A 25999-nucleotide genomic window follows, 5' to 3' on the forward strand; every position below is an offset into this window, starting at 1 on the left:
GTCTCAGCGCGGGGCGATCACCGCTCCGCCGTCGGCCCCGCGGCGCATGACCTCGCGCCCGCCCTGCCAGACCCGCAGCGTGCGGTGCCGGACGTCGAGCGGATCGCCCTCCCAGAGCACGAGGTCGGCCTCCTTCCCGGCGGCGAGCGAGCCGATCCGGTCCTCGAGACCGAGCACCCGCGCGGGGTGGAGGGTGATGGCGCGCAGCGCGTCGGCGGGAGCCATGCCGTGCTTGACCGCGAGCGCCGCCTGGTGGACGAGGAACTCGATCGGCACCACCGGGTGGTCGGTGATGATCGAGACCTCGACCCCGGCAGCGGTGAGCAGGCCCGGGGCGGCGGGGGTGCGGTGGCGCACCTCGACCTTGGAGCGGGAGACGATCAGCGGCCCGTAGAGCACGGGCACCCCGGCCGCGGCCACGCGGTCGGCGATCAGGTAGGACTCGGTGCCGTGGTCCAGGACCAGGCGGTAGCCGAACTCCTCGGCGAGGCGGAGCGCGGTCGCGATGTCGTCGGCGCGGTGGGCGTGCTGGCGCCAGGGGATCTCCCGCTCGAGCACCCTCGTCAGCGCCTCGGAGACGAGGTCCGCGTCCCGCTCCTCGACCGGCTTGCGCGACCAGGCGCGCGCGGTCGCGAAGGCCTGACGGATCGTGAGGGCGACGCCGAGCCGGGTCGAGGGGGTCTGCTTCCGCTCCCCGTAGACGCGCTTGGGGTTCTCGCCGAGCGCGGCCTTCAGCCCGGAGGGGCTCCTCAGCACCATCTCGTCGACGACCCGGCCGTGGGTGCGCAGGGCGACGGCGAGCCCGCCGATGGGGTTGCCGGAGCCGGGGTTCACGTTGACCGCAGTGACGCCGCCGATGATCGCGTCGTCGAAGCCGATGTCCAGGGGATTCACGGCGTCGATCGCGCGGGCCGCGGCCATCACCGGGTCGGTCATCTCGTTGGTGTCGTCCCCGGCCCAGCCCTCGCCCTCCTCGTCCACCCCGAGATGGACGTGCGCGTCGACGAAGCCGGGCAGCAGCCAGGCGCCGTCCGCGTCGATCACCGGGAGGTCTTCCGGGAGCTCGACGCCCGGGCCGAGCGCGGCGATGCGCCCGTCCTGCACCAGGACCGTGCCGTCGAAGGGCTCGCCCTCGATCGGCACGACGTGGGCGCCGGTGATCGCGAAGGTCCTTGCGGACGCCGAGGCCGACGGGGCGATCGGCGCGGTCGGAGCGGCGGGGGAGTCGGGGGCGGCGCGGTGCGCGGGCTCGGGAGTCATCCCCCGACCCTCCGCCGTGCGCCGCGCACCGTCAAGCCGGGCCCTCGCGAGCGGCGACGGCTACGCTCCTCCCCATGGCGAAATCGACGAAGAAGTCCCCGAAGAGCCCCGACGGTCAGGCCCCGCGCGGAATCCCGATCCCGCACGACTGGACGGGGGACGTGCGCGACCTCGACTCCCGCGCGACGCCCGGCTTCGACGGCCGCAAGGCGGAGGGGCGCGAGTTCCTGCTGGCCCGCGATGCGGAGCTCGACGAGCTGCAGGAGCGGCTCTACGCCGCGCACCACGGCACCGAGGGCGGCCGCAGCGTGCTGCTCGTCGTACAGGGCATGGACACCTCCGGCAAGGGCGGGATCATGCGCCACGTGGTCGGCAGCGTCGACCCGCAGGGCGTGGACATCACCGCGTTCAAGGCGCCCACCGACGAGGAGAAGAAGCACGACTTCCTCTGGCGGATCAGGCCGCACGCCCCCGAGCCCGGGCAGATCGGCGTGTTCGACCGCTCCCACTACGAGGACGTGCTGATCCACCGCGTGCACGGGTGGGCCGACGCGAAGGAGATCCGCGCCCGGTACACCGCCATCAACGCCTTCGAGCGCGAGCTCATCGCGGCGGGCACGACGGTCGTCAAGGTCATGCTCCACGTCTCGCACCAGGAGCAGGGCGAGCGGCTCATGGAGCGGCTCGAGCGGCCCGACAAGCACTGGAAGTACAACCCCGGCGACGTCGACGAGCGCGAGCACTGGGACGACTACCAGGAGGCGTACACGCGGATGCTCCGCGCGACCTCCACCGTCGGCGCCCCGTGGCACGTGGTCCCCGCGGACCGCAAGTGGTACGCCCGCATCGCCGTGCAGCAGCTGCTCATCGATGCGCTGCGCGAGATCGACCCGCAGTGGCCCGCCGCCGACTTCGACGTCGACGAGGAGATCCGTCGCCTGCGGGCGACCCAGGGCTGACCTCGTCCACCCTCGCGCACGGGGCTCGCCGGCGGGCGGCACCGCCGCGCGCCGACGACGGTTTGTGCCGTCCAGGTTCGGGGGCCAGGATGGACCCATGGCTTCCATCACCCTGCACCAGAACTCCGTCACCACCGTCGGCGAGCTGCCCGCGGTCGGCTCGACCCTCCCCGGCTTCGATCTCGTCGGCCAGGATCTCGGCGCCGTCTCGAGCGCTGATCTCGCCGGCCAGCGCATCGTGCTGAACATCTTCCCCTCGGTCGACACGGGCACCTGCGCGATGTCCGTGCGGAAGTTCAACGAGCTCGCCTCCGGCCTCGAGAACACCGTCGTGGTGTGCGCCTCAAAGGACCTCCCCTTCGCCCTGGCCCGCTTCTGCGGCGCCGAGGGTCTCGAGAACGTCGTCACCGGCTCGGCCTTCCGCTCCTCCTTCGGCGAGGACCTGGGCGTGACCATGGCCGACGGCCCGCTCGCCGGCCTCCTCTCCCGCGCGGTGGTCATCGCCGACGCGGACGGCACCGTGCTCTACACCCAGCAGGTCGCCGAGATCGGCGAGGAGCCCGACTACGAGGCGGCCGCCGCGGCGCTCGCCTGATCCCATGGAGATCGACCTCGAGCGCGTGCGGGACGTGCTGGACGACGGCGGCGCCGTCCCCGGCACGTTCCGCGTGCTCGTGGATCGGCTGTGGCCGCGCGGGATCGCCAAGGAACGACTCAGCTACGACCTCTGGGGGAAGGAGGTCGCCCCGAGCAGCGATCTGCGCACGGCCTTCCACCACGGCGAGCTCTCCTTCGCGGAGTTCGCCGAGCGATATCGGGCCGAGCTCGCCGCCGGCGGCGCCGCCCACGATCTGCTCGGTGCGGCCCGTGCGGCCGGCGCCCGGAGGATCACCCTGCTCCACTCCGCACGCGATGCCGAGCAGAACCACGCCCTCGTGCTCCGGGACGCCCTCGAGGAGGCGCTCCGGGAGGAGGGTCGCTGAGCGCGCCCGGGGATCACACCCCCTGAGCTCGCTCGCGGAGGCCGGCCGCTGAGCACGCCCGTCGAGGCCGGCCGCTGAGCGCGCCCGTCGAGGCCGGCCGCCCGCCGAGCAGCGCGGCGCTTGACCCCCTGGATCCGCGGGGCATAGGCTCGGGGTAATTCTGCAAGGTGGTTACATAATCACCGGGGCAGGGAGGCGCAGACGTCGACGCAGGGGTCGATGCGGAACCGGGCGGGGTGAGGACATGGGCGAGGACCGCTCGACGGCCGAGATCCGCCAGGCCTCCACGCGCCGCGCCCACCTCGCCCTGCGCGAGGCCGAGCAGCCGCTGAGCATCGCCGAGCTGGTCGCCGCGACGGGTCTCTCCCGCCCCACCGTGCTGATCGTCGTCGAGGACCTCGCCGCCCGTGGCCTCGTGATCCCGGCCGCCCCCGCCGAGGAGCCCGGTCCCGGCCGACCCGCGCGCCGGCTGCGCCTCGCCCCGGACGCCGCCCACGTCGCGGGACTCGACATCGGCGCGCGGTCCGTGCGCACCGTGCGAGCCGACCTCGCCGGCACCGTCCTCGCCCGCGGCACCGTCGCCCTGGACCCCGAGGACCTGCTCGGCTCGCTGCGCCGCGCGCTCGGAGAGATCGACGCCGGGGCCGATGCCGGCCCGCTGGGCGCCGTCGGCCTCTCCGTCCCCGGCCTGCTCACGGCAGACGGCTCCGTCGGGAGCAGCCTCGCCCTCCCCGCGCTCGCCGGGCGCGACCTCGCCCGCGAGCTCGCGGAGGAGCTCGGCGCCCCCGTGGTCCTCGAGAACGACGTGAAGCTCGCCGCGCTCGCCGAGCACCGCCTCGGAGCGGAGGCCGACGGACCCGCCGCCGACGGCCTCGTGCTCCTGCGGATCGGCCACCGCATCTCGGTCGCGATCACCGTCCACGGCCGGATCCTGCAGGGAGCGTACCGCCTCGCGGGCGAGCTCGGCACCCAGCGGGGCATGCGCTGGACCGCCAGCTCCCGGCGCGGACGCCTCGTGTGGTCCACGGGCGACGAGGCCCGGCCCCTCCTCGAGCGCGCCGCGAGGGGCGATGCGGACGCCCAGCAGGAGATCCGCGCCTTCTGCGAGGAGATCGCTCCGCGCCTGGCCGGACTGCTGCTCGCCGTCGACCCCGAGATCGTGGTCGTCGGCGGCGGCCTCTCCCGGGCGGGGGAGACCCTGCTCGCCCCGCTGCGGGAGGCACTCGAGCTCCAGCTGCTCGGCCCCGGCCGGCCGCGCCTCGTCCCCGCCGCGCTACCCGCCGACGGCTCCCTCGTCGGCGCGCTCGGCCGCGCGTTCGAGCACGGCTCGACCGATCTCGTCGGCGTCCCCGACGTCCCCGCCCCCTGGGAACGGATCCGCCGCACCCTGCACCCCGACCCGCTGACCCCCGATCCCCAGACCAGCACCGACCACGAAGGACGACGATGACCTCTCCGTACCGCCTCGGCCTCAGCTCCTACAGCCTCTGGCCCCTGCTCTCCTCGGGCGAGATGAGCCTGCTCGAGGCGATCGAATGGACCGCCGCTCAGGGCGCCGAGCACCTCGAGCTCGCGATCCTCGGCGACGACCCCGACGGCCCGCTGCCGACGATCGACTCCGACCCCGCCCGGATCCGCGAGGTGCGGGCCGCGGCCGACGCCGCCGGGATCGTGCTGTCGAACCTCGCGATCGGCGCGGACCTCTCCGTCGCCGACGACGCGGAGCGCGCCGCCCAGGTGGACCGCGTGCGCCGCTACGTCGACCTCGCCGCCGCCCTCGGCATCACCCGGATGCGCCATGACGTCGTCGCCCACGCCGGTGCCCCCGGGGACGACACGCCCCTGTTCGAGGAGGTCCTGCCACGGATCGTCGAGTCCTCCCGCGAGATCGCCCGCCACGCCGCGGCGGCCGGCATCACCACCAGCCTCGAGAACCACGGCTTCTTCGTGCAGTCCGCGGATCGGGTGAGGCGCATCGTCCACGCGGTCGACGAGCCGAACTTCCGCACCACCCTCGACGTCGGCAACTTCGTGTGCGTGGACGAGGACCCCGTCGCCGCGGTCACCCAGAACCTGCCCTTCGCCTCGGTGGTCCACCTCAAGGACTTCTACATCCGGCCCGCCGAGCGGGAGATGGGCGACGGCTGGTTCCGCAGCCGCGGCGGGAAGCACCTGCGCGGCGCCGTGCTCGGCAACGGCGACCTCGACCTGCCCGGCATCGCCCGCGCGATCCGCGCCTCCGACTTCACGGGCTTCGTCTCGATCGAGTTCGAAGGCTGGGAGGAGAGCCGGCTCGGCTGCTCCCGCGGCCTCGCGAACGCCCGCCGCCTGCTCGAGATCGCCTGACCACCCATCGCTCCGACCGGAAGACCACCCCATGAGCACCACGAACCCGTCCCGGCCCGTCCGCATCGGCGTCATCGGCGCCGGCAGCATCGCCCGCATCCACCTCGCCGCCTATCGCGACGACCCCGACTCCCAGCTCGTCGCCGTCGCCGACATGAACGCCGAGCGCGCCCGCGCCGTCGCCGACGAGTTCGGCGCCCCCGACGCCTACGGCGACCCGCAGCAGCTGCTCGCCGATCCCGACATCGACGCGGTGAGCGTCTGCACCTGGAACGACAGCCACGCCACGTGGGCGATCGCCGCGATCGAGGCCGGCAAGCACGTCCTCGTCGAGAAGCCGATCGCCCGCACCCTCGCCGAGGCGCTCGAGATCCAGCGGGTCGCCGAGGCCCACGACGTCGTCGTCCAGGTCGGCTTCGTGCGCCGTCACGCCCCCAACTGCCAGGTCCTGAAGACCTTCGTCGACGAGGGCGAGCTGGGCGAGATCTACTACGCCAAGGCGAGCTGCATCCGCCGCAACGGCAACCCCGGCGGCTGGTTCGCGGACAAGGAGATCGCCGGCGGCGGCCCGCTGCTCGACATCGGCGTGCACGTGCTGGACCTCGCCTGGTACCTCATGGGCAGCCCGAAGGCCGTGGCCGTCAGCGGCACCACCGCCCACCGCCTCGGCAACCGCGCCCACATCACCACCATGCCCCGCTACCAGGTCGCCGACTACGACCCTGCGAAGAACTCCGTCGAGGACATGGCCGGGGCGATGATCCGCTTCGAGAACGGGGCCGTGCTCATGCTCGACTGCTCCTACTCGCTGCACGCGACCCGCGACTCGATCGCCGTCTCGATCCACGGTGACAAGGGCGGCGCGGATCTCGAGCCGAGCCTCCAGATCGCCTCGGAGATGCACGGATCGGTCGTCAACATCACCCCGCAGATCTCCTCGGGCACCTTCGAGATGGGCCCCGGCTTCGCCGCCGAGATCGCGAACTTCGTGCAGGCCTGCCAGGGCCGCGCGGAGTCCGTGGCCCCCGCCTGGCACGGTGTGGAGGTGGTGCGCCTGCTCGAGGCGATCTACCGCTCCGCCGAGGAGGGGCGCGAGATCTCCCTGGTCTGAGTCCGCGCGGCGGCCGGGAGGCGCGGACCGCGTCCCGCCCCCGGCCGCGTGCGCACTAAGGTGCTCCGGGTGGATCCCCTCTCCCTCGCCGTCCTGCTGGTCCTGGGCACCCTCGCCGGGGCCATCAACGCGGCCGTCGGTTCGGGGTCGCTGCTGACCCTGCCGGTGCTGCTCGCCCTCGGCGTCCCGCCGGGCACGGCGGTGCGGACCAACACGATCGGCATCCTCTTCTCCACGATCGGCTCCGTCACCGGCTACCGGCGGGAGATCGCCGCCGAGGGCCGCGACCTGCTGCCCCTCATCGGCACCACCACGGTGCTGGCCTCGGCGGGTGCGGTGCTGCTGCTGCTCTCGCCGTCCGACGCGCTCGACGTGGTGGTGCCGATCCTGATCGTCGTCGCCCTGCTGCTGGTGGTCTTCCAGAAGCGCATCACCCGGGCGATCACCGCGCGGCGCGAGCGGCGCGCGGCGGCCGCCGGCCCGACGGCGGACGGCGCGAGTGCGAACGGCGCCCCCTCCTCCGCGGCGAGCCCGTACCGCTCCCCGGCGCTGCTCGCCGCGATGGGCGGCGCCTCGATCTACGGCGGCTACTTCACCGCCGCCCAGGGCATCCTCTACCTCGGCGTGCTCGGCGCCCTCACCGGCAAGCCCATGGGGCAGGTCAACCACGTCAAGAACCTCGCGAGCCTGGTGGTCAACGCCGCCGCGGCGACGGTGTACCTCATCGCCCACGTGGTGCTCGGGGTCGAGATCGTCTGGATCGCCACGGCCGCGATCGCCGTCGGCGCGCTGCTGGGCGGCTACTTCGGGGCGCACCTGGCCAAGCGGCTGCCCGAGGGGGTGCTCCGCGGGATCATCGTCGTGGTCGCGCTCGTGGCCCTGATCCGCCAGGTGCTCTAGCGCAGGAAGGGCAGCACCTGCTCGAGCACGGGCTCCGGCGGGAACAGCGTGCCGCCGTGGTCCCGGCCCGGGAGCTCCACGAACTCCGCATCCGGCATCAGCGCGGCGGCCCGGCGGGAGTGCTCCAGCCGCGGATGATCCTCGCTCCCGGCCATCCAGAGTGCGGGCACGGTGCAGGCGGCGAGGGCCTCGTCGGGCACGCCGTCGGTGGCGTCGGTGGCGGCGAGGAGGGCTGCGACCGCCCGGGGATCGGCCGCGAGAAAGGCGGTGCGGGTCGCACGGGCCCGGCGGGAGGAGACGTCCGGGCCGAGCCCCTGCCCCGCACAGAAGGCCTCCATGCCGTCCTCGCGGACCGCGTCGATCACGCCGGGGAAGAAGACGGCGTCCACCGCGCCCTGCTGGGCGGAGGCCGAGCCGCCGAGGCTCACCAGGCGGGTGATGCGCCCCGGATGCTCGAGGGCGCAGCTGAGCGCCACGCGCGCCCCCAGGGAGTAGCCCAGCAGCGCCGCGCGGGCGTGGCCCTCGGCGTCGAGCACCGCGAGGAGATCCGCGACGAAGGCCGCCTGGGTGTACGCCGAGGACTCGTGCGGGGCGCCCGATCCGCCGTGACCGCGCAGATCCATGCGGATCACGGTGTGCTCGGCGGCGAGCGACGCGAGATAGCCGAGGCCGCGCCAGATCGCGCGGGAGAGCACCGAGCCGTGCAGGAGTACGAGCGCGGGGCCGTCGCCGGAGACGTCGTAGCGCAGGTCGATGCCGTCGACGGGGGAGGGGATGACGGGCACGGGGACACCTCGGCAGGGGTCGGGGGCGGATCTCCGCCCGGGAGCAGGAGGACCCGCGCCCGGGGCTGCCGGACGCGGGTCCTCAGGAGGAGGGGCCTGGCCTCACAGCGCCGCGGCGATCTCCTCGAGGATGCGGTTGAAGGTCGCCGACGGGCGCATGACCGCCGCCGTCTTCGCCGGGTCGGGGCGGTAGTAGCCGCCGATGTCCGCGGGCTTGCCCTGCACCGCGAGCAGCTCCGCGGCGATGGTCGACTCGCCCTCGGTGAGCTCCGTCGCGATCGGCCCGAAGGCGGTGGCGAGCTCCGCGTCCTCGGTCTGCTTCGCCAGCTCCTGGGCCCAGTAGAGGGCGAGGTAGAAGTGGCTGCCGCGGTTGTCGATCGAGCCGAGCTTGCGCTGCGGCGACTTGCCCTCGTCGAGCAGGGTCGCGGTCGCGCGGTCCAGGGCGTCCGCCAGCACGGCGGCGCGGGGGTTGTCCGCGGTGCGCGAGAGGTGGCGCAGGGACTCGGCGAGCGCGAGGAACTCGCCGAGGGAGTCCCAGCGCAGGTAGTCCTCCTCGACGAGCTGCTGGACGTGCTTGGGCGCGGAGCCGCCGGCGCCGGTCTCGAAGAGTCCGCCGCCGTTCATCAGCGGGACCACGGAGAGCATCTTGGCGCTCGTGCCGAGCTCCATGATCGGAAAGAGGTCGGTGAGGTAGTCGCGCAGCACGTTGCCGGTCACCGAGATGGTGTCCTCGCCGGCGCGGACGCGGGCGAGGGTGTGCTTGGTCGCCTCGATCGGGGAGAGGATCCGTAGGTCCAGGCCCTCGGTGCTCTCGCCGTCCACGCCCTCGGCGAGGTACTGCTCGACCTTCGCGATGAGGTTGCGGTCGTGGGCGCGGGACTCGTCGAGCCAGAACACGGCGGGCATGCCGGAGATGCGGGAGCGGCGCACGGCCAGCTGCACCCAGTCGCGGATCGGGGCGTCCTTGGCCTGGCAGGCGCGGAAGACGTCGCCGGCGGAGACCTCGTGGGTCATGAGTGCGGCGCCGGAGCCGTCGCGCACCTCGACGCGGCCGTCGGCTGCGATCTCGAAGGTCTTGTCGTGCGAGCCGTACTCCTCGGCCTTCTGCGCCATCAGGCCCACGTTCGGGACGGTGCCCATGGTGGTGGGGTCGAAGGCGCCGTTGATCTGGCAGTCCTCGATGGTCGCGGCGTAGACGCCGGCGTAGGAGGAGTCGGGGATCACCGCGAGGGTGTCCTGCTCGGTGTCGTCCTTGGTCCACATGTGGCCCGAGGTGCGGATCATCGCCGGCATGGAGGCGTCGATGATGACGTCGGAGGGGACGTGGAGGTTCGTGATGCCCTTGGCGGAGTTGACCATGGCGAGGTCGGGGCCGTCGGCGAGGTCCTTCTCGATGGCGGCGCGGGCGCCCTCGCGCACGGACTCCTCGAGCTCGTCGATCCCGGCGAGGAGGCCGCCGAGCCCGTTGTTGGGGGACAGGCCGGCCGCGGCGAGCGCGTCGCCGTACTGGGTGAAGAGGGTCGGGAAGAAGGCCCGGACCGCGTGGCCGAAGAGGATCGGGTCGGAGACCTTCATCATCGTGGCCTTGAGGTGCAGGGAGAAGAGGACGCCCTGCTCCTTGGCGGCGGCGATCTGCGCGCGCAGGAAGGTCTCGAGCGCGGCCACGCGCATCACGGTGGAGTCGACGACCTCGCCCTCGAGGACGGGGATCGCGGCCTTCAGCACGGTCTCGGCACCGTCGGCGGCGACGTGCACGATGGAGAGGGTGTCCGCGGAGTCCATCACGACGGACTGCTCGTTGGCGCGGAAGTCGTCGGCCCCCATGGTCGCCACGGAGGTCTTCGAGTCGCTGCTCCAGGCGCCCATCCGGTGGGGGTGCTTGCGGGCGAAGCTCTTGACCGCCTCGGGGGCGCGGCGATCGGAGTTGCCCTCGCGCAGGACGGGGTTCACGGCCGAGCCCTTGACGGAGTCGTACCGGGCGCGGGCGTCCTTCTCCGCGTCGGTCTCGGGGTTCTCGGGGTAGTCCGGCAGCGCGATGCCCTGGCCCTGCAGCTCGGCGATCGCGGCCTGCAGCTGCGGCACCGAGGCGGAGATGTTGGGGAGCTTGATGATGTTGGCCTCGGGGGTCTTCGCCAGCTCGCCCAGCTCGGCGAGGGCGTCGGCCTCGCGCTGCTCCTCGGGCAGGAGGTCGGAGAAGGCCGCGACGATGCGGCCGGCCAGCGAGATGTCCCGGGTGGTCACGTCGATCCCGGCGGTCGTGGAGAACGCCTCCAGGATCGGCAGGAACGAGGCGGTGGCCAGCATCGGCGCCTCGTCGGTGTGGGTGTAGATGATGCGCGCCATGGTGTCGCGGGGCTCCCTCGGTCGGTGCGGCATGGGTCGTGAGGTCCAGACTATCTTGACGTCAAGACGCCTTGATCCGGGCGGCGGGGCTCGCGGATCGATCCGGACGCCTCCACGGTACGGGACGGCCTCCGCACGGGGAACGGGCTCGCGTGCGGCCCGGGGTCAGGAGCCGTCGCCCTCGGTGACGGTCACGGTCCAGGGATCGGAGAGCAGCACGTGGGTCGCGCCGTCCGCGTCGACGGTCACCGCGAAGGCCCTCGCCTGCAGCTCACCGACGCCGAGGGCGCCGCGCGTGCAGGTCTCCGTGGTGGTCCACGCGGTCTCCGTGCGGGTGACGCCCTCGGGGCCGATCCACTGCAGCGGGAGGCGGTCCGCGTTGCGGGCCCCGGCCACGATCGTGCCCGTGGACGGCTCGAGGAGCACGATCCCCTGCAGCAGCGTGCGGCTCCCGGGCTCCGCCGCGGTGACCGTGACGGCGGCGCTCACTCCGCGAGCCGTGCCGTCCTCCCCGGGCTGCGCCGGGAGGGTCGTGACGGGGTCCTCGACCGCGAGCGCGAGCCCGTCCCCGTCGCCGACGGCGGCGGGCGCGGCGCGGCAGGTGAGCCCGGAGAGGTCCACCGGGACCTCCCCGTCGGGAGCGGTGACCGCTCCGGGCACGGCGCGGGCGGTTCCCCCGACCACGTCCAGCAGCACGTTGCCGTCGGCCGCCCAGGTGCCGTCCGCCGCGAGCAGGCGGAGCACATAGGCGCCGTCGGGGAGCGGGGAGTCGTCGCAGGTGCCGAGGGTCAGATGGGCGGTCGCCGCCGTCGGGGCGGAGCCGTCGGCGGGGACCTCGACCCGCTCTCGCACGACGATCGGCGGGGTGGGGGAGTCCGCCGCGGGTCGTCCCGCGAGGACCTCCGCCCAGCCGGCCGCGGGGGCGCCTCGCTGCAGCGGATCGGCGGGGACGACGACCGCCTCGGGCACGAAGCCCGTGTACTCCGTCCCGTCGGGGAGGGAGAGCGGGCCGGAGATTGTCACCTCGGAGCCGTCGGCCGTGACGGACTGCGGGGTCAGGGTCCCGACGGTCGCGCTGCCGGGATCCGAGGCGTCGCCGTCCGGGACCGCGGGGGCGTCGTGGTCGCCGCCCGGATCGCAGAGCCAGGCCGGATCCGCCGCGGTGCCGGCGGACTCGGCGACCTCGGCGGGGTCCATCGGGGACGCGGCGGCGGTGGTCTCCGACTCCTCGGGGGAGCGGGGGTCGTCGAGCAGGTCGCAGGCCCCGAGGGACAGGACGAGGGCGAGCGCGCCCAGCGCGGCGCGCAGCGACCGGGTCCCCCCGGCGGCCCGCCTCGGCATCGTGTCGCTGTCCATCCCGTCCATGATCCCCCTCATCCCCTCGGTCGGTGCGCTCGGGCCCCTGCCCGGACCCACCCCGTGCCGACCCCGACCCACCCGGGTCACAGCACCAGCAGCGTCGCCGCCATCACGGCCATGCCGACGATCAACGAGTAGATCACGGTGTGGTGCTCGCCGGTCTCCTCCGCGGCGGGGAGCAGCTCGTCGAGCGACACGAAGACCATCACGCCGGCCACCCCGGCGAGGATCGCGCCCATCGCTCCGCCGCTCAGGAACGGGGCGAGCAGCAGGAAGCCGACGAGGGCGCCGACGGGCTCCGCGAGCCCCGAGAGGGTCGCGAGCCAGAACGCCTTCGAGCGCGAGCCCGTCGCCCGGCGCACGGGCACCGCGACCGCGAGCCCCTCGGGGATGTTGTGCAGAGCGATCGCGGCGACCACGGGGATCGCGATCTCGGGCGCCTGCAGGGCGGCGACGAAGGTCGCGAACCCCTCGGGGACGTTGTGGAGCGCGAGGGCCAGCGCGGTCACCGTCCCGGTGCGCAGCAGGCGGGCGCGCAGGGCGAGGTCGGCGGCGCGCTCGTCCGGGGCCCGCACCTCGGTATGCCCTTGGGCGCCCGCCATGCGGCCGGAGAACTCATGGGGGCTCACGGCCTCGGGGACCAGGCGGTCGAGGACTGCGATCAGGGCGATGCCGACGAAGAAGGAGACGGTCGCGATGAGGGTGCCGCGCGCGGTGATCGCGCCCCCGCCCGAGAGCACCTGGGCGCCCTGCGGCAGGAGCTCGATGAAGGAGACGTAGAGCATGACGCCCGCGGAGAGCCCCAGGCCACCTGCCAGGGCCTTCGGGCTGGTCCCGCGGCCGAGGACGCCGAGGGCTGCGCCGATGGCGGTGGCACCGCCCGCGACGAGGGTGAGGAGGAAGGCGGTGAGCACGGGGGCACCGTAGCCGGATCGCGCCGCGAGGCGGAGGAGCCGCGCCGGACCCGCCGGACCCCGCGGGCTGCGGCCGCCTAGACTCCTCGGCATGTCCGAGAGCAGCGCCCCCCGTGATCGCCAGACCCGACTCGCCGTCACCGACCTGCGGGCGCATCCTCTGGGCCCGGCCGAGCTGATCGCCGCGCTGCCCCGCGCCGAGCTCGACGTCGAGGCGGCGACCGCGGCCGTGCGACCGGTCGTCGAGGACGTCGCCGCCCGCGGTGCCGCGGCGGTGCTCGACGCCTCGGAGCGCTTCGACGGGATCCGTCCCGAGCACCTGCGGGTGCCCGCCGAGGAGATCTCCCGGGCGCTCGTCGAGCTGGACCCGGCGATCCGCGCCGCCCTCGAACAGTCCATCGCGCGGGTGCGCGCGGTGGACGGCGCCCAGGTGCGCCCCGAGGAGCGCGTCGAGGTGGTCCCCGGCGGCACCGTCACCCAGCGGTGGGTGCCCGTGCGCCGCGTCGGCCTCTACGTCCCCGGTGGGCGTGCCGTGCTGCCCAGCTCCGTGGTCATGAACGTGGTCCCCGCGCAGGTCGCCGGGGTGGGGGAGATCGTCCTCTCCTCGCCGCCGCAGAAGGAGTTCGGCGGGCTTCCGCACCCGACGATCCTCGCCGCCTGCGCGCTGCTCGGGGTCACCGAGGTGATCGCCGCGGGCGGCGCCCAGGCCATCGCGCTCCTCGCGCACGGCGCCGAGGATCTCGGGGACGGGGCGGGTCTCGAGCCCGTGGACCTCGTGACCGGTCCCGGCAACGTGTACGTCGCCGCCGCGAAGCGCCTCGTGCGCGGCCGCGTGGGGATCGACGCGGAGGCCGGCCCCACCGAGATCGCGATCCTGGCCGATGCCAGCGCGGATCCGCGCTTCGTCGCCGCGGACCTCGTCTCCCAGGCCGAGCACGACCCGCTCGCCGCGAGCGTCCTGGTCACCGACTCGCCCGAGCTCGTCGCGGCCGTCGAGAGGGAGCTCGCGCGGCAGGTGCCCGAGGCGCTGCACCGCGAGCGGATCGAGGAGTCGCTGACCGGACCGCAGAGCGGGGCGGTGCTGGTCGCCGATCTCGAGCAGGGCCTCGCCGTCGTCGACGCCTACGGGGCCGAGCACCTCGAGATCCACACGGCGGACGCGGCCGCGGTCGCCGCGCGGGTCATCAACGCGGGGGCCGTCTTCGTCGGCGCGCACAGCCCCGTGAGCCTCGGCGACTATGCGGCCGGCTCCAACCACGTGCTGCCCACCGGCGGCACCGCGCGCTTCACCGGCGGACTCGGCGTGCAGACCTTCCTGCGCGGTATCCATGTCGTCCACTACGACGAGACGGCGCTGCAGAGCGCTCGACAGGCCGCCACCACGCTCGCCGCCGCGGAGGGCCTGCCCGCCCACGGCCGCGCGATCGACATCCGCTTCGAGCGCTGAGGGCGGCGCGGCCGCCCGGGGGAGGGACTCATGGACGAGCGGTCCGACAGCGGTGAGGAGAACCCGGACTCCCGGGCCCGCGCCGAGGAGATGATGGAGCTGCGCCGGCGGATCGCACGGACCGAGCTGCGCGTCACCCAACTCGAGCGCGGGGTGGTGACCGTCCTCGCGTGCGCCGCCTTCGCCGGGCTCGTGATCGGCGCGGTGATGCCCTGGCTCCTCTCGGAGAGCACCGACGAGGACGGCGACACGCGGAGCGTGACCGCGCGCCTGGGTCTCTTCGCGATCCAGATCCTCGCCGATCCGACGGCGGAGGGCGAGCTCAGCACCGTGTTCGTGATCGCCTTCGGCATCCTCACGGTCACGACACTCTGGGCCCTGGTGTCTCTGCTGCGGATCCTGGGCGGGGACACGATCGGCGAGGGCCAGGCCCTGGCGCTGACCCTGCTGCTGATCTGCTGCGTCATCGGGTCCCTGATCGTGACGCTGTGGGCCGCCGGGGAGGACCCCGAGGTGGTGCGCTGGACCGGTCCGGCGCTGTGGGCCACCGGGGCCGCGCTGACCCTCGCCCTGCTGCAGTCCCCGCGGTTGCAGGAGTGGACCACGGCGCAGCGCCCCGACCCCCGCTGACCCGACGGCCGGCCCGACGGCCCGCCCTGCGGCACGTTGCCGCCCCGGTGACCCGCCGGGAACACCTCTGGTGACCGACCGGGAGTTGTGCTCCCTGCGCGCCTGCGCTACCGTCATGGCTCGATGTAAGCGCTTCCATCACGAGGCGCCCTCACCGCCCGGACCTGTTCCGGGCGCGTCTCCGGACGAACCGGACGAAGGAGTCTCCATGCACCGCCTCACCCGCCGGGCCTTCACCGGCCTCGGCCTCGCCGCCACCGCGACCCTCGCCGCGAGCTGCGGCCGCCCCGACGAGGGCGACGGCTCCGCGGCCGACCCCGCCGAGCCGATCGCCGAAGGCCCCGCCACCGGCAGCCTCACCGTCTGGGCCATGGGCGCCGAGGGCGAGAAGCTGCCCGAGCTGCTCACCGGCTTCCAGGAAGAGAACCCCGACGTCACCGTCGAGGTGACCCCGGTCCCCTGGGACAGCGCCCATGACAAGTTCACCTCCGCGATCGCCGCGGGCACCGCCCCCGACGTCGCCCAGGTCGGCTCCACCTGGATGGCCGAGTTCGTCGGCCTCTCGGCGCTCGAGCCCACCCCGGAGTCGATCGCCACCGACGACTACTTCGAGGGCGCCCTCGGCTCCGTGACCGTCGACGACACCGTCTACGGCGTGCCGTGGTACGTCGAGACCCGCCTCGTCTACTACCGCAAGGACCTCGCCGAGCAGGCCGGGATCACCGAGCCGCCCACCGACTGGGACGGGCTCGTCGCCCTCGCCGCGGCCTTCCAGGAGAAGGCCGACGCCACCTGGGGCATCTCCCTCCAGCCCGGCGGCCAGGGGTCCTGGCAGACCGTGCTGCCGCTGATGTGGTCCAACGGCGGCGGCGTCGTCGACGAGGCCGGCGGCGAGTTCACCTTCGAGTCCGCCCCGAACGAGGAGGCGCTGGCGTACTACCAGTCCTACTTCACCGACGGGCTCGCCAACCCCGCCCCCGCCGACGGCGTCACCGAGCAGGACTTCGTCTCCGGCGCGGTGCCGATGTTCATCTCCGGCCCGTGGATGATGAGCGCGGTCGAGGCGGTGGGCGGCGAGGGCTTCGCCGACAAGTACGGCGTCTTCGTGATGCCCACCAAGGAGACCAGCTCCTCCTTCCTCGGCGGCGCCAACCTCGGTGTCTTCCAGGGCACGGAGAACCGCGACGCGGCCTGGAAGCTCGTGGAGTACCTCTCCCGTCCCGAAGTGCAGGTGCAGTGGTTCTCGATCTCCACCGACCTGCCCGCGCAGAAGACCGCCTGGGAGGACGACTCGGTCTCCTCGAACGAGAAGTTCGAGGCCTTCCGCACCCAGCTCGACACCGCCCTCGCCCCGCCGGTCATCGCCACCTGGGAGCAGGTCGCCGCGAAGTTCGACGCGCAGGTCGAGGAGGTCTGCAAGAACGACCTCGCCCCGGCGGAGGCGCTGGCCACCACCCAGTCCGACGCCCAGGCCATCGGCACCGGGGCCTGAGATGAGCACGAGCACCGCCGTCGGCCGGACGGACGCCCCGCGCCGGTCCCGCCGCTCCCGTCGCGGCGGGGCCGAGGCCCGCGCGGGCCTGCTGCTGGCCCTGCCCTTCGTTATCCTCTTCCTCACCTTCACCGCCTGGCCGGTGCTGCAGTCGATGATCATGTCGTTCACCGACATGCGGATCACCGACATCCGCTCGCCCTTCGCGGTCGAGTTCGTGGGGCTGGAGAACTACGCGACGGCCTTCGCCGACCCCGTCTTCCGACGGGCCGCGGCGAACACGGCGGTGTTCGTGCTCCTCGGTGTGCCGCTGACGATCATCGCGGGCCTCGCCGCGGCGATCGCCCTGGACCGCGGGGTGGGGAAGCTGCGCGCGGTCTTCCGCGTCGGCTTCTACACCCCCGTCATCACCTCGATCGTCGCGGTCGCCGTGGTCTGGCGCTTCCTGCTCCAGCCGGACACGGGTCTGGTGAACACGGTGCTCGGCTGGGTCGGCATCGACGGGCCGCACTGGCTCGGCGATCAGCGCACCGCCCTGCTCTCCCTCGTGGTGATGGCCGTGTGGCGCAACTTCGGCACCTCGATGGTCATCTTCCTCGCGGGCCTGCAGGCGGTGGACCGTCAGCTCCACGAGGCGGCCGCGCTGGACGGCGCGGGCGCCTGGCAGCGCTTCCTGAACATCACCCTCCCCTCGATCCGGCCGACGATGCTCTTCGTCCTGGTGACCACCTCGATCGGCTACCTGCAGTTCTTCGAGGAGCCCTTCGTGATGACCGGTGGCGGCCCGCTGAACTCCACGGTCTCCGCCTCCATGTACACCTACGAGCAGTTCGGCTTCGGCAACTACGGGGTCGCCGGCGCCATGGCCTACCTGACCTTCCTGGTCATCGGCGTGGTCACCCTCGTGCAGTTCCGTCTGATGAGGGAGAAGTGATGCTCGAGCGTCGCCGTCCCGTCCTGACCTACATCGTCCTCACCGTCTTCCTGCTGCTGGTCATCACCCCCTTCCTGTGGATGGTGCTGGGCAGCCTGAAGACCCAGGGGGAGCTGCTCCGGGTGCCGCCCACCTGGCTGCCCGAGCAGCCCACTCTCGACAACTTCCGCCGCCTGTTCGAACGGCCCTTCGGCCGCTACTTCTCGAACTCGGCGGTGGTGGCGGTGGTCGTCACCGTCGGCAACCTGGTGCTCAGCTCGATGTTCGGCTACGCGCTGGCGCACCTGCGCTTCCCGGGCAAGCGGATCCTTTTCGGAGTGGTCCTCGCCTGCCTGATGATCCCCGGGCTGGTCACCTTCATCCCCCAGTACGTGCTGGTGGTGAACATGGGGCTCGCCAACACGATCCCCGCGCTGATCCTGCCCTTCCTGGTGCAGCCCTTCAGCGTGTTCCTCATGCGCCAGTTCTTCCTGGGCATCCCCCGCGAGCTCCTCGAGGCCGGCCGTCTGGACGGCGTCGGCGAGGTCGCGATCTTCTTCCGCATCTACATGCCGCTCGCGGGGCCCGCCTTCGCGACCCTCGGCATCCTCACGTTCCTGGGGTCCTGGAACAACTTCCTGTGGCCCCTGGTGGTCTCCTCCTCGGAGAGCACCTACACCCTCCCGGTGGCCCTCGCCCTGATCTCGACCGGCCAGAACGAGACCGACTACGGACTGCTGCTCGCGGGAGCTTCGCTCATCGTGCTGCCGATCCTCGTGGTCTTCGTGATCTTCCAGCGACACTTCATCCAGGGCATCGCGACCACCGGTATCAAGTGACCCCCTGACCCGCAGCCCCAGCGCGCACGACGAAGGAGTCCCCATGCACGCTCGATCCCACACCCCCGCCCGCCTCCCCCGCACGCCGCCCCGCGCCGTCGCCCTCGAGCGGCAGGACTTCACCGCGGCGCGGCGGCACTCCCGCCGCGGAGTCCTCGGACTGGCGTCGTTGCTCGGGGCGGGGGTGGCGGGCGCCGCGGCCGCCACCGTCGGCGGCACCGCCCACGCCGACGCCGCCGCTCCCGCACCGGCCGGACGGGGCGGCGGCGCTCCCGGATCCGAGGGTCCCGAGGCGCTGCTGCGCCGCTGGGCGGCGGACACCTGGCGCTCGCTCGACGCGATGACCCACCCCGACACCGGCCTCGCCGCGGACAACATCGGCGCGGACCTCCAGACCCGCTCCGGGTACACCTCGCCGACGAACATCGGCGGACTGCTGTGGTCCACGCTGGTGGCCCGCGAGCTGGGACTGATCACGCCCGGCGAGTCCCGTCGGCGTATCGCCCGCACCCTCGCGACCCTGCAGCGCATGGAGCGCCACGAGCCCTCCGGCATGTACGTCAACTGGTACGACGAGGCGGACGGCAGCATCCTGCGCAGCTGGCCCGGCTCGGGCGACGTGGTCGTCCCCTTCGTCTCGAGCGTGGACATGGGCTGGCTCGGCGCGGCCCTGCACCTTGTCGCCGAGGCGGACCCCTCCAACGCCCGCATCGCCCGCGCTCTCTTCGACGCGATGCGCTGGGACGTGTTCTGGGACCGGGAGGTCGCCGCCCAACCCGGCCAGGTCGTCGGCGGCTTCTGGCTCGAGGACCCCTCCCGCGAGGGCGTGGTCCGGGCCGTGCCGTGGAACGGCGTGGGCGGACCGGAGGTCTGGTACCACGCGACCCACCACTACGACACCGCCGTGTCCGAGGCGCGCATGGTCACCTATCTCGGGATCATGACCGGGCAGTTCCCGGCCGGCGCGTACTTCACCACCTTTCGCACCTTCCCGCCGGACTGGGACTGGCCCGAGATGGCGCCCGTGGGGGAGTGGGCGACCTACGAGGGCGTGGACGTCTTCGAGGGCGCCCACGAGTACCGCGGGTTCCGGGTCGTGCCTGGCTGGGGCGGCTCGATGTTCGAGGAGCTGATGCCGGACCTGTTCGTCCCCGAGGCGGAGTGGGCCCCGGACAGCTGGGGCGTGAACCATCCGCTGCACGTGCGCGCCCAGCGCGAGCACGGCCTCGACGAGGCGGGCTACGGGTACTGGGGCTTCTCGCCGAGCTCGGACCCGCACGCCGGGTACCGCGAGTACGGCGTCGACGCGCTGGGCCTGAACCCCATCGGGTACTTCTCCGACGCCGCGGGCACCGACTGGGTCGCGGGGCAGGAGTACCCGCAGGGCCTCGACGGGGTCGTCACCCCGCACGCCGCCTTCCTCGCGATGCAGTACGAGCGCGAGGCCGCGATCGAGAACCTGTCCCGAATCGAGTCGGAGCTCGGCGCCTACGGCCCCGGCGGCTTCCACGACGCCGTCGCCACCGGCACGGGCGTGCGCGCCGAAAGGCACCTGTCCCTCGACCAGTCGATGATCCTGGGCGCCCTCGGCAACGTCCTCCTCGACGGGGCGCTGCACCGCTGGTTCGCGACCAGCGAGGTCGAGCAGTCGCTGCGACCGGTCATCGGGCAGGAGCGCTTCGCCGCCGGCGAGTGACCCGGCGGCGGCCGGGGAGCCTCAGCGCTCCTCGGCCGCGGGCTCCGGGGCGTCGGTGCCGGCGGACGAGGCCTTCTCGGATCGGTCGCCGTCCGCGGGCTCGACCTCGGCCGACGGGCTCGCCTCGGCCTCCTGCTCGTCGGCCGATACCGGGGAGTTCGCGGAGGCGGGGGAGTCCGGAGACGCCGGGCCGGCAGGCGCCGCCGACACGGCCGGCGGCACGGTCGCGGCGCGCTCGCCGCGCGTGAGGAACAGGGCCAGGGCGCGCCAGCCCAGCATGAGCACGCCCAGGGTCACGGCCGTGACGATCACGAAGGACACCTCGGTGCCCGCCTGGAAGAGAGTGCGCACGGCCATCGCCGCGGCGATCGTGATCGCCCAGATGAACACGCCGTGCGGCCAGAGACGGAACGGGGCCCGCCAGGAGCGGATCGCCAGGTGCCCGAGCAGGGCGCCGAGCGCGAAGGGCCAGCCGACCAGGGCGATGCTCTCCGTCGTGAGCGAGCTGCCGTGCTGGATCAGCCCGATCGCGACGAACAGCAGGACGGCCAGGAGATCGCCGACGAGGGCGCCGAGGGAGCGGAACATCGCTCCAGCGTAGCCGCGCGCTCCTGAGGTGCCCGGGCCGCGGACCCCGGCTGTGGCCCGCGCCGCATCGCGCCCCGGACAGAGTGGACGCCCGGGCCCCGGCGAAGGTGCGGCCTCTACGATGGGACCCATGCCCGTCGAGACCTCCGAGACCGCCCCCGTGCCGCCCGCCGCGGCGCGTCGGATCCCCGCCCGCCGCGACGACCTGCGCGGCGAGGAGCCCTACGGCGCCCCCCAGATCGACGTGCCCCATCTGCTGAACGTCAACGAGAACCCCTACGGGCCCTCGCCCGCGCTCGCCGCGGCGATCGGCCGCGCCGTCGCGGAGACCGCCTCGACGCTGCACCGCTACCCGGATCGCGAGTTCACCGCGCTGCGCGCCGACCTCGCCGCCTATCTCGCGGAGGAGGCCGGGATCCCCGCGCCCCCGGTCGAGGCGGTGTGGGCCGCGAACGGGTCCAACGAGGTCATGCACCAGCTGCTGCTGGCCTTCGGCGGCCCGGGCCGCACCGCGCTCGGCTTCTCCCCGCACTACTCCATGTACCCGGAGTACGCGCGCGACACCTTCACCCGCTGGATCGCCGTGCCCCGCGGCGAGGCCCCCGACTTCGCGCTGACCGCGGAGTCCGTCACCGCCGCGATCGCCGAGCACCGCCCCGACGTGCTGGTGCTCACGAGCCCCAACAACCCCACCGGCACCGCCCTCGAGCCCGCCGTGATCCGCGCCGCCGCCGAGGCCCTCGCGGAGACCGGCAGCCTGCTGGTCGTCGACGAGGCCTACGGCGAGTTCCGCCGCGACGGCGTGCCCAGCGCCCTCGAGCTGCTGCCCGAGTTCGCGCACCTCGTGGTCACCCGCACCATGTCCAAGGCCTTCGCGCTCGCCGGCGGCCGCCTCGGCTACCTCGTCGCGGACCCGGAGATCGTCGACTCCCTGCGCATCGTGCGCCTGCCCTACCACCTCTCCGCCGTCACCCAGGCCGTCGCCCGGACCGCCCTCGCCCACCGCGAGGAGCTGCTCGCCCAGGTCGCCGCCCTGCGCGCGACCCGCGACGCCCTCGAGGAGCATCTGCGCGAGCGCGGCCACGTCGTCGCCCCGTCGGACGCGAACTTCCTGTACTTCCAGCCGCTGCTGCGCGGCGCCCCGGACCGCCGCGCCGTGTGGCAGTCCCTGCTCGACCGCGGCGTGCTCATCCGGGAGGTCGGCCCCCAGCCCTGGCTGCGGGTGTCGATCGGCACCCCGGAGGACGACGCCGCCTTCCGCACCGCCCTCGAGGAGGCCGACCCCCGATGACCGAGACCCCCCGCCGCCGCACCGCGACGATCACCCGCGCCACCCGCGAGTCCAGCGTCGAGGTGACCCTGGACGTCGACGGCACCGGCCAGGTGGACATCTCCACCACGGTGCCCTTCTTCGACCACATGCTCACGGCGCTCGGCACCCACGCCCGCTTCGACCTCATTGTGAAGGCGACCGGCGACACCCACATCGACGCCCACCACACCGTCGAGGACACCGCGATCGTGCTCGGCCAGGCCCTGCGCGAGGCCCTCGGCGACAAGAAGGGCATCGCCCGCTTCGGCGACGCGATGGTCCCGCTCGACGAGGCGCTCGCCCAGGCGGTCGTGGACCTGTCCGGCCGCCCCTACTGCGTGCACGAGGGGGAGAGCGAGGCGCAGGCCCTGCACCTCATCGGCGGCCACTTCACCGGCTCCCTCACCCGCCACGTGCTCGAGTCGATCGCCCACCATGCGGCGATCTGCCTGCACATGCGGGTGCTCGCCGGCCGGGACCCGCACCACATCGTCGAGGCCCAGTTCAAGGCGCTCGCCCGCGCGCTGCGCGCCGCCTGCGCATACGACGACCGGGTGCTCGACGTGCCCTCGACCAAGGGGGCCCTGTGAGCACCGCCGACCGCCCCGGACCCGATCCCGAGGACGTCGACGCCGAGTTCGCCCGGCTCACCCAGGGCCTCGACCTCGGGGACGGCGAGCTGACCGTCGAGGACCTCCTCGGCGCAGCCCCGGAGGGCGCCGCTCCCGCCGCCGAGCCCGCCGTCGAGGAGGAGCAGATCCCGGCGGTCGCCGTCGTCGCGACCACCGTCGCCGACGCCCGCGCGCTCGCCGGCGTGATCCGCCTGGGCCGCGAGGCCCGCACCGACGGCATCGACATCCCCGCCGGCACCCGCACCCACGACGCCTCCACCGGCGCCGTCGCCGTCGGCCCCCTGCAGGAGACCGCCGCGCACGACCTCGCGGCGATCGCCTCGAGCGCCCTGCAGCGCAACGGCATCGTCCTGTTCTGGCGCCGCGGCGACCGCATGACCGCGACCCGGTACCGCAACGGGGAGCGCGGCGAGGACGTCTCGCCCGCGATCGTGCTCGGCGCGGTCGACGACCTCGTCGAGCAGCTGCTGCTCGGCGCGCTCGAGCTCTCCGACCTCGGCGAGGGCGCGGACCCGGTCGCGATGAGCCGCGCCGAGGCCCTCGAGGCCATCTCCGGCGGCGAACAGGGCGGCGAGGGCCGCCGCGGCCGAGGGCGACGCCGATGAGCGCCGACACCTCCGCCGCCGCACCGGACAGAGCGCCCCGCGTCGTCGTCCTCGACCACGGCTCCGGCAACGTCCGCTCCGTGGTGCGGGCCCTCGAGGCCGCCGGCGCCGACGTAGAACTGACCGCCGACCGCCCCGCCGCCCTCGGAGCCGACGGACTGGTCGTCCCCGGCGTCGGCGCCTATGCCGAGACCATCGCGCAGGTCCGCGCGGTCGGCGGCGACCGGATCGTCGAGCGGCGTCTCGCGGGCGGGCTGCCGGTGCTCGGCATCTGCGTCGGCCTGCAGATCATGTTCGACTCCGGCACCGAGCACGGAGAGCGCTCCACCGGTCTGTCGCAGTGGCCCGGCGAGGTGACCCGGCTCGAGGCCGAGATCGTCCCCCACATGGGCTGGAACACGGTCGAGACCCCGGAGGAGAGCGTGCTCTTCGCCGGGGTCGAGGCCGAGCGCTTCTACTTCGTCCACTCCTATGCCGCCCGGACCTGGGACTTCGATCCCGTCGGCCCTATGGTTCCGCCGCAGGTGACCTGGGCGGAGCACGGCGGCGACCGCTTCGTCGCAGCCGTCGAGAACGGGGCTCTGTCCGCCACCCAGTTCCACCCCGAGAAGTCCGGGGAGGCCGGGGCGCGCCTGCTGCGCAACTGGCTCGCGACCCTGCCGCGCCGCACCGACGGGCACGCGGCATGATCCTCGCCTTCCTCATGCTCTTCGCCGGGGGCATGATCCTCGGCGGCGCCTGGTCGTTCCACCGCAGCAAGCGGCCGAGGTGGCAGATCGTCGCGATGGCCGTCCTCGGCGTCGTCTGCCTCGCCATCTCGTGGTGGCGCATCCAGGCCGGCTGAGCCGCCCTTTCCTCGCCGCCCTGCGGCACCCCGCACCATCCCGGCACCCGCGCCGCCCCCACCCGTCCCAGGAGGACCCCCATGATCGCTCCCGTGCTCGAGCTCCTGCCCGCCGTCGACGTCCAGGGCGGCCAGGCCGTGCGCCTGGTGCAGGGCGAGGCCGGCTCCGAGACCGCCTACGGCGCCCCGCTCGAGGCCGCGCTCACCTTCCAGGAGGGCGGCGCCCGCTGGCTGCATCTCGTGGATCTCGATGCCGCCTTCGGGCGCGGCAGCAACGCCGCGCTGCTCGCGGACGTCGTCGCCGCCGTGGACATGGACGTCGAGCTCTCCGGCGGGATCCGGGACGACGAGTCGCTCGCCGCCGCCCTCGCGACCGGCTGCCGACGCGTGAACCTCGGCACCGCCGCCCTGGAGAACCCCGAGTGGACCGCGGAGATCCTCGCCGAGCACGGCGACCGCATCGCCGTCGGCCTCGACGTGCGCGGCACGACCCTCGCCGCCCGCGGCTGGACCCGTGACGGCGGCGACCTGTGGGAGACCCTCGAGCGCCTCGACGACGCCGGCTGCCAGCGCTACGTCGTCACCGACGTGACCAAGGACGGCACCCTGCGCGGACCGAACATCGAGCTGCTCGCGGAGGTCTGCTCCCGCACCGACGCGAAGGTCGTCGCCTCCGGCGGCATCTCCTCGCTCGAGGACCTGCGCGCCCTGCGCGAGCTGGTGTCCCAGGGCGTCGAAGGGGCGATCGTCGGCAAGGCCCTGTACGCGGGCGCCTTCACCATGCCCGAGGCGCTGGACGTCGCGGGCCGGCCGTGACGAACGGCGCCGCGGCGGGCTCCGGGCCGCAGCGCGAGCTGCCCGCGCACTTCGTGGAGAAGTCCCCGCTGACCGACACCGCGGGGGTGCCCTGGAAGGGCCGCGACTACAGCGTGAGCCCCTTCCCCGGGGACGACGGTTCCCGCGACCCGCGGGTTGCCGAGGCCCTCGCCGCGCACGCCGCGGGGGAGGACCCGCACCGGGCGCAGCTCGCCGCGGCGCTCGCCGAGACCCGCGTGCTGGTGCCGATCATGGCCGTCGCCACCGAGGAGGGCACCACCGCCCACGGCCTGACCGGCGACAACGGAGCCGACATGGCGATGGTCTCGATCACCGCGCCCGACGGCACCCGCGTGCTGCCCCTCTTCACGTCGGTGGCGGCGCTGTCGGACTGGCGCACGGACGCCCGCCCGGTCCCGGTCGTCGGACCGCAGGCGGCGCAGGCCGCCGTCCAGGAGGGCTGCACCGCCCTGGTCGTCGATCCCGCGGCGACGCCCGAGGAGGGCGGCCCGGTGCTCCTGCCGCGGTCGATCCTCTGGGCCCTCGCCCAGGGACGCACCTGGGTGCCGCCGCACCTCGATGCCGAGCTCGCGGCGGTGCTGGACCGGGTCGCGGCCGAGACCGTCGCCGTCGAGGGGCTGCGGGCCGAGGCGGGGGAGCGGGCCGAGGTCGACCTGCACGTGCGGCTGCTGCCGGGACTCGCCGCGGAGCAGGTGCGGGCCGTGGTGGCGGACCTCTCGGCCCGGCTCGGCGCCGAGCAGCTCGTCGCCGAGCGGATCAGCTCCCTGAAGCTCGTGCTCGGCAGCTGAGACCGGTCGGTGGCCCGGCCGAGGTCAGGAGACGCGGCCGGTGTACTTCTCCCCGGGCGCCTCGCCCGGCTCGTCGGGGAAGGGCAGCGCCTCGGCGAAGGCCAGCTGGAGGGTACGCAGCCCGTCGCGCAGGGAGCGGGCGTGCTCGTTGCCGATCTCGGGGGCGGCCGCGGTGACCAGGCCCGCGAGGGCGGTGATCAGCTTGCGGGCCTCGGAGAGGTCCCGGTGATGGGCGGTCTCCTCGTCCTCGGCGAGGCCCACCTTCACGGCGGAGGCGCTCATCAGGTGCACGCAGGCGGCGGTGATGATCTCGACCGCGGAGACCTCCGAGATGTCCCGCAGCGCCTCGGCGCTCTCGTCGGGCTCGCCGGGGGTGGGGGTCTGGTTCTCGGTCATGGGTCCTTCTCGGGGTGGGG

Annotated in this window: 27 protein-coding genes; 20 read left to right on the forward strand and 7 right to left on the reverse strand. The window is 73.8% G+C overall.

Annotated features, from left to right (window positions below):
- Positions 1–3: 3 nt before the first annotated feature.
- Complete coding sequence (locus V1260_RS14830) at positions 4–1260, reverse strand: amidohydrolase (protein ID WP_329747592.1); 1257 nt, start codon at positions 1258–1260, stop codon at positions 4–6.
- A gap of 74 nt (positions 1261–1334) precedes the next feature.
- Here V1260_RS14830 and V1260_RS14835 point away from each other — a divergent pair, with 74 nt between their 5' ends.
- The 7 genes from V1260_RS14835 (at position 1335) to V1260_RS14865 (ending at position 7559) form a co-directional block, all read left to right on the forward strand.
- Complete coding sequence (locus tag V1260_RS14835; RefSeq protein WP_329747593.1) at positions 1335–2219, forward strand: PPK2 family polyphosphate kinase; 885 nt, start codon at positions 1335–1337, stop codon at positions 2217–2219.
- A 97-nt stretch (positions 2220–2316) separates the two neighbouring features.
- Entirely contained in the window at positions 2317–2814 is a 498-nt protein-coding gene (tpx, locus tag V1260_RS14840) for a thiol peroxidase (protein WP_329747594.1), read from the forward strand.
- A gap of 4 nt (positions 2815–2818) precedes the next feature.
- Positions 2819–3202, forward strand: coding sequence for a DUF488 domain-containing protein (locus tag V1260_RS14845; RefSeq protein ID WP_329747595.1), 384 nt, complete (start codon positions 2819–2821; stop codon positions 3200–3202).
- A 244-nt stretch (positions 3203–3446) separates the two neighbouring features.
- Positions 3447–4652, forward strand: a complete 1206-nt coding sequence (locus V1260_RS14850; RefSeq protein WP_329747596.1) for an ROK family transcriptional regulator — start codon at positions 3447–3449, stop codon at positions 4650–4652.
- Positions 4649–5548, forward strand: coding sequence for a sugar phosphate isomerase/epimerase family protein (locus V1260_RS14855; RefSeq protein ID WP_329747597.1), 900 nt, complete (start codon positions 4649–4651; stop codon positions 5546–5548). The genes V1260_RS14850 and V1260_RS14855 overlap by 4 nt, the downstream gene beginning before the upstream one ends.
- Positions 5549–5579: 31 nt before the next feature.
- On the forward strand, positions 5580–6659 hold the full coding sequence (locus tag V1260_RS14860) for a Gfo/Idh/MocA family protein (RefSeq protein ID WP_329747598.1): 1080 nt from the start codon (positions 5580–5582) through the stop codon (positions 6657–6659).
- Between the two features lie 69 nt (positions 6660–6728).
- Positions 6729–7559, forward strand: a complete 831-nt coding sequence (locus V1260_RS14865; protein WP_329747599.1) for a sulfite exporter TauE/SafE family protein — start codon at positions 6729–6731, stop codon at positions 7557–7559.
- On the opposite strand, the gene V1260_RS14870 is transcribed toward V1260_RS14865, so the two are convergent.
- The 4 genes from V1260_RS14870 to zupT form a co-directional block, all read right to left on the reverse strand.
- Positions 7556–8344, reverse strand: coding sequence for an alpha/beta fold hydrolase (locus V1260_RS14870; protein WP_329747600.1), 789 nt, complete (start codon positions 8342–8344; stop codon positions 7556–7558). The genes V1260_RS14865 and V1260_RS14870 overlap by 4 nt on opposite strands.
- Positions 8345–8446: 102 nt before the next feature.
- Complete coding sequence (locus V1260_RS14875) at positions 8447–10687, reverse strand: NADP-dependent isocitrate dehydrogenase (RefSeq protein ID WP_329747601.1); 2241 nt, start codon at positions 10685–10687, stop codon at positions 8447–8449.
- A gap of 165 nt (positions 10688–10852) precedes the next feature.
- Positions 10853–12043, reverse strand: coding sequence for a hypothetical protein (locus V1260_RS14880; RefSeq protein WP_329747602.1), 1191 nt, complete (start codon positions 12041–12043; stop codon positions 10853–10855).
- Between the two features lie 86 nt (positions 12044–12129).
- Entirely contained in the window at positions 12130–12960 is an 831-nt protein-coding gene (gene zupT / locus V1260_RS14885; protein ID WP_329747603.1) for a zinc transporter ZupT, read from the reverse strand.
- Positions 12961–13051: 91 nt separating this feature from the next.
- On the opposite strand from zupT, the gene hisD reads away from it, so the two are divergent.
- The 6 genes from hisD to V1260_RS14915 all read left to right on the forward strand — a co-directional run bounded on the left by hisD (position 13052) and on the right by V1260_RS14915 (position 19977).
- A complete protein-coding gene (gene hisD, locus V1260_RS14890) occupies positions 13052–14407 on the forward strand; it encodes a histidinol dehydrogenase (protein WP_329747604.1) in 1356 nt (451 codons plus the stop codon).
- Positions 14408–14437: 30 nt separating this feature from the next.
- Positions 14438–15037, forward strand: a complete 600-nt coding sequence (locus tag V1260_RS14895; protein ID WP_329747605.1) for a hypothetical protein — start codon at positions 14438–14440, stop codon at positions 15035–15037.
- Between the two features lie 208 nt (positions 15038–15245).
- Positions 15246–16529, forward strand: coding sequence for a sugar ABC transporter substrate-binding protein (locus V1260_RS14900; RefSeq protein ID WP_329747606.1), 1284 nt, complete (start codon positions 15246–15248; stop codon positions 16527–16529).
- Position 16530: 1 nt separating this feature from the next.
- Positions 16531–17463: a carbohydrate ABC transporter permease gene (locus tag V1260_RS14905; protein ID WP_329747607.1), complete on the forward strand. Its 933-nt coding sequence runs from the start codon at positions 16531–16533 to the stop codon at positions 17461–17463.
- Entirely contained in the window at positions 17463–18281 is an 819-nt protein-coding gene (locus V1260_RS14910; RefSeq protein ID WP_329747608.1) for a carbohydrate ABC transporter permease, read from the forward strand. Before V1260_RS14905 ends, V1260_RS14910 begins: the two co-directional genes overlap by 1 nt.
- Before the next feature lie 43 nt (positions 18282–18324).
- The gene (locus tag V1260_RS14915) at positions 18325–19977 is read left to right on the forward strand and encodes a glucoamylase family protein (protein ID WP_329747609.1); all 1653 of its coding nucleotides are present in this window, start codon (positions 18325–18327) and stop codon (positions 19975–19977) included.
- A 21-nt stretch (positions 19978–19998) separates the two neighbouring features.
- Here V1260_RS14915 and V1260_RS14920 read toward each other — a convergent pair whose 3' ends face one another.
- Positions 19999–20565, reverse strand: a complete 567-nt coding sequence (locus V1260_RS14920; RefSeq protein WP_329747610.1) for a DUF3054 domain-containing protein — start codon at positions 20563–20565, stop codon at positions 19999–20001.
- 130 nt (positions 20566–20695) lie between these two features.
- Here V1260_RS14920 and V1260_RS14925 point away from each other — a divergent pair, with 130 nt between their 5' ends.
- From V1260_RS14925 to V1260_RS14955, 7 genes are all read left to right on the forward strand, one after another.
- A complete protein-coding gene (locus tag V1260_RS14925) occupies positions 20696–21856 on the forward strand; it encodes a histidinol-phosphate transaminase (protein ID WP_329747611.1) in 1161 nt (386 codons plus the stop codon).
- Positions 21853–22467, forward strand: coding sequence for an imidazoleglycerol-phosphate dehydratase HisB (gene hisB / locus V1260_RS14930; RefSeq protein WP_329747612.1), 615 nt, complete (start codon positions 21853–21855; stop codon positions 22465–22467). The genes V1260_RS14925 and hisB overlap by 4 nt, the downstream gene beginning before the upstream one ends.
- On the forward strand, positions 22464–23114 hold the full coding sequence (locus tag V1260_RS14935) for a hypothetical protein (protein WP_329747613.1): 651 nt from the start codon (positions 22464–22466) through the stop codon (positions 23112–23114). Before hisB ends, V1260_RS14935 begins: the two co-directional genes overlap by 4 nt.
- Positions 23111–23803, forward strand: a complete 693-nt coding sequence (gene hisH, locus V1260_RS14940) for an imidazole glycerol phosphate synthase subunit HisH (RefSeq protein ID WP_329747614.1) — start codon at positions 23111–23113, stop codon at positions 23801–23803. Before V1260_RS14935 ends, hisH begins: the two co-directional genes overlap by 4 nt.
- Complete coding sequence (locus tag V1260_RS14945; protein WP_329747615.1) at positions 23800–23958, forward strand: hypothetical protein; 159 nt, start codon at positions 23800–23802, stop codon at positions 23956–23958. The genes hisH and V1260_RS14945 overlap by 4 nt, the downstream gene beginning before the upstream one ends.
- A gap of 81 nt (positions 23959–24039) precedes the next feature.
- Entirely contained in the window at positions 24040–24774 is a 735-nt protein-coding gene (priA, locus tag V1260_RS14950) for a bifunctional 1-(5-phosphoribosyl)-5-((5-phosphoribosylamino)methylideneamino)imidazole-4-carboxamide isomerase/phosphoribosylanthranilate isomerase PriA (protein ID WP_329747616.1), read from the forward strand.
- Positions 24771–25583: an SseB family protein gene (locus V1260_RS14955; protein WP_329747617.1), complete on the forward strand. Its 813-nt coding sequence runs from the start codon at positions 24771–24773 to the stop codon at positions 25581–25583. The genes priA and V1260_RS14955 overlap by 4 nt, the downstream gene beginning before the upstream one ends.
- Before the next feature lie 24 nt (positions 25584–25607).
- Here the strand turns inward: V1260_RS14955 and V1260_RS14960 are convergent, their stop codons facing one another.
- Positions 25608–25979: a DUF1844 domain-containing protein gene (locus tag V1260_RS14960; RefSeq protein WP_329747618.1), complete on the reverse strand. Its 372-nt coding sequence runs from the start codon at positions 25977–25979 to the stop codon at positions 25608–25610.
- Positions 25980–25999: the final 20 nt, after the last annotated feature.

Origin of the sequence: Brachybacterium sp. J144, from assembly GCF_036321705.1 — a bacterium.
Lineage (GTDB): Bacteria > Actinomycetota > Actinomycetes > Actinomycetales > Dermabacteraceae > Brachybacterium.

Excerpts from the sequence above, each read along its gene's own strand:
- V1260_RS14830 (WP_329747592.1), bottom strand. The coding sequence starts at position 1,260 with ATGACTCCCGAGCCCGCGCACCGCGCCGCCCCCGACTCCCCCGCCGCT.
- V1260_RS14835 (WP_329747593.1), top strand. The coding sequence starts at position 1,335 with ATGGCGAAATCGACGAAGAAGTCCCCGAAGAGCCCCGACGGTCAGGCC.
- tpx (WP_329747594.1), top strand. The coding sequence starts at position 2,317 with ATGGCTTCCATCACCCTGCACCAGAACTCCGTCACCACCGTCGGCGAG.
- V1260_RS14845 (WP_329747595.1), top strand. The coding sequence starts at position 2,819 with ATGGAGATCGACCTCGAGCGCGTGCGGGACGTGCTGGACGACGGCGGC.
- V1260_RS14850 (WP_329747596.1), top strand. The coding sequence starts at position 3,447 with ATGGGCGAGGACCGCTCGACGGCCGAGATCCGCCAGGCCTCCACGCGC.
- V1260_RS14855 (WP_329747597.1), top strand. The coding sequence starts at position 4,649 with ATGACCTCTCCGTACCGCCTCGGCCTCAGCTCCTACAGCCTCTGGCCC.
- V1260_RS14860 (WP_329747598.1), top strand. The coding sequence starts at position 5,580 with ATGAGCACCACGAACCCGTCCCGGCCCGTCCGCATCGGCGTCATCGGC.
- V1260_RS14875 (WP_329747601.1), bottom strand. The coding sequence starts at position 10,687 with ATGGCGCGCATCATCTACACCCACACCGACGAGGCGCCGATGCTGGCC.
- V1260_RS14880 (WP_329747602.1), bottom strand. The coding sequence starts at position 12,043 with ATGGACAGCGACACGATGCCGAGGCGGGCCGCCGGGGGGACCCGGTCG.
- hisD (WP_329747604.1), top strand. The coding sequence starts at position 13,052 with ATGTCCGAGAGCAGCGCCCCCCGTGATCGCCAGACCCGACTCGCCGTC.
- V1260_RS14895 (WP_329747605.1), top strand. The coding sequence starts at position 14,438 with ATGGACGAGCGGTCCGACAGCGGTGAGGAGAACCCGGACTCCCGGGCC.
- V1260_RS14900 (WP_329747606.1), top strand. The coding sequence starts at position 15,246 with ATGCACCGCCTCACCCGCCGGGCCTTCACCGGCCTCGGCCTCGCCGCC.
- V1260_RS14905 (WP_329747607.1), top strand. The coding sequence starts at position 16,531 with ATGAGCACGAGCACCGCCGTCGGCCGGACGGACGCCCCGCGCCGGTCC.
- V1260_RS14910 (WP_329747608.1), top strand. The coding sequence starts at position 17,463 with ATGCTCGAGCGTCGCCGTCCCGTCCTGACCTACATCGTCCTCACCGTC.
- V1260_RS14915 (WP_329747609.1), top strand. The coding sequence starts at position 18,325 with ATGCACGCTCGATCCCACACCCCCGCCCGCCTCCCCCGCACGCCGCCC.
- V1260_RS14920 (WP_329747610.1), bottom strand. The coding sequence starts at position 20,565 with ATGTTCCGCTCCCTCGGCGCCCTCGTCGGCGATCTCCTGGCCGTCCTG.
- V1260_RS14925 (WP_329747611.1), top strand. The coding sequence starts at position 20,696 with ATGCCCGTCGAGACCTCCGAGACCGCCCCCGTGCCGCCCGCCGCGGCG.
- hisB (WP_329747612.1), top strand. The coding sequence starts at position 21,853 with ATGACCGAGACCCCCCGCCGCCGCACCGCGACGATCACCCGCGCCACC.
- hisH (WP_329747614.1), top strand. The coding sequence starts at position 23,111 with ATGAGCGCCGACACCTCCGCCGCCGCACCGGACAGAGCGCCCCGCGTC.
- V1260_RS14945 (WP_329747615.1), top strand. The coding sequence starts at position 23,800 with ATGATCCTCGCCTTCCTCATGCTCTTCGCCGGGGGCATGATCCTCGGC.
- priA (WP_329747616.1), top strand. The coding sequence starts at position 24,040 with ATGATCGCTCCCGTGCTCGAGCTCCTGCCCGCCGTCGACGTCCAGGGC.
- V1260_RS14960 (WP_329747618.1), bottom strand. The coding sequence starts at position 25,979 with ATGACCGAGAACCAGACCCCCACCCCCGGCGAGCCCGACGAGAGCGCC.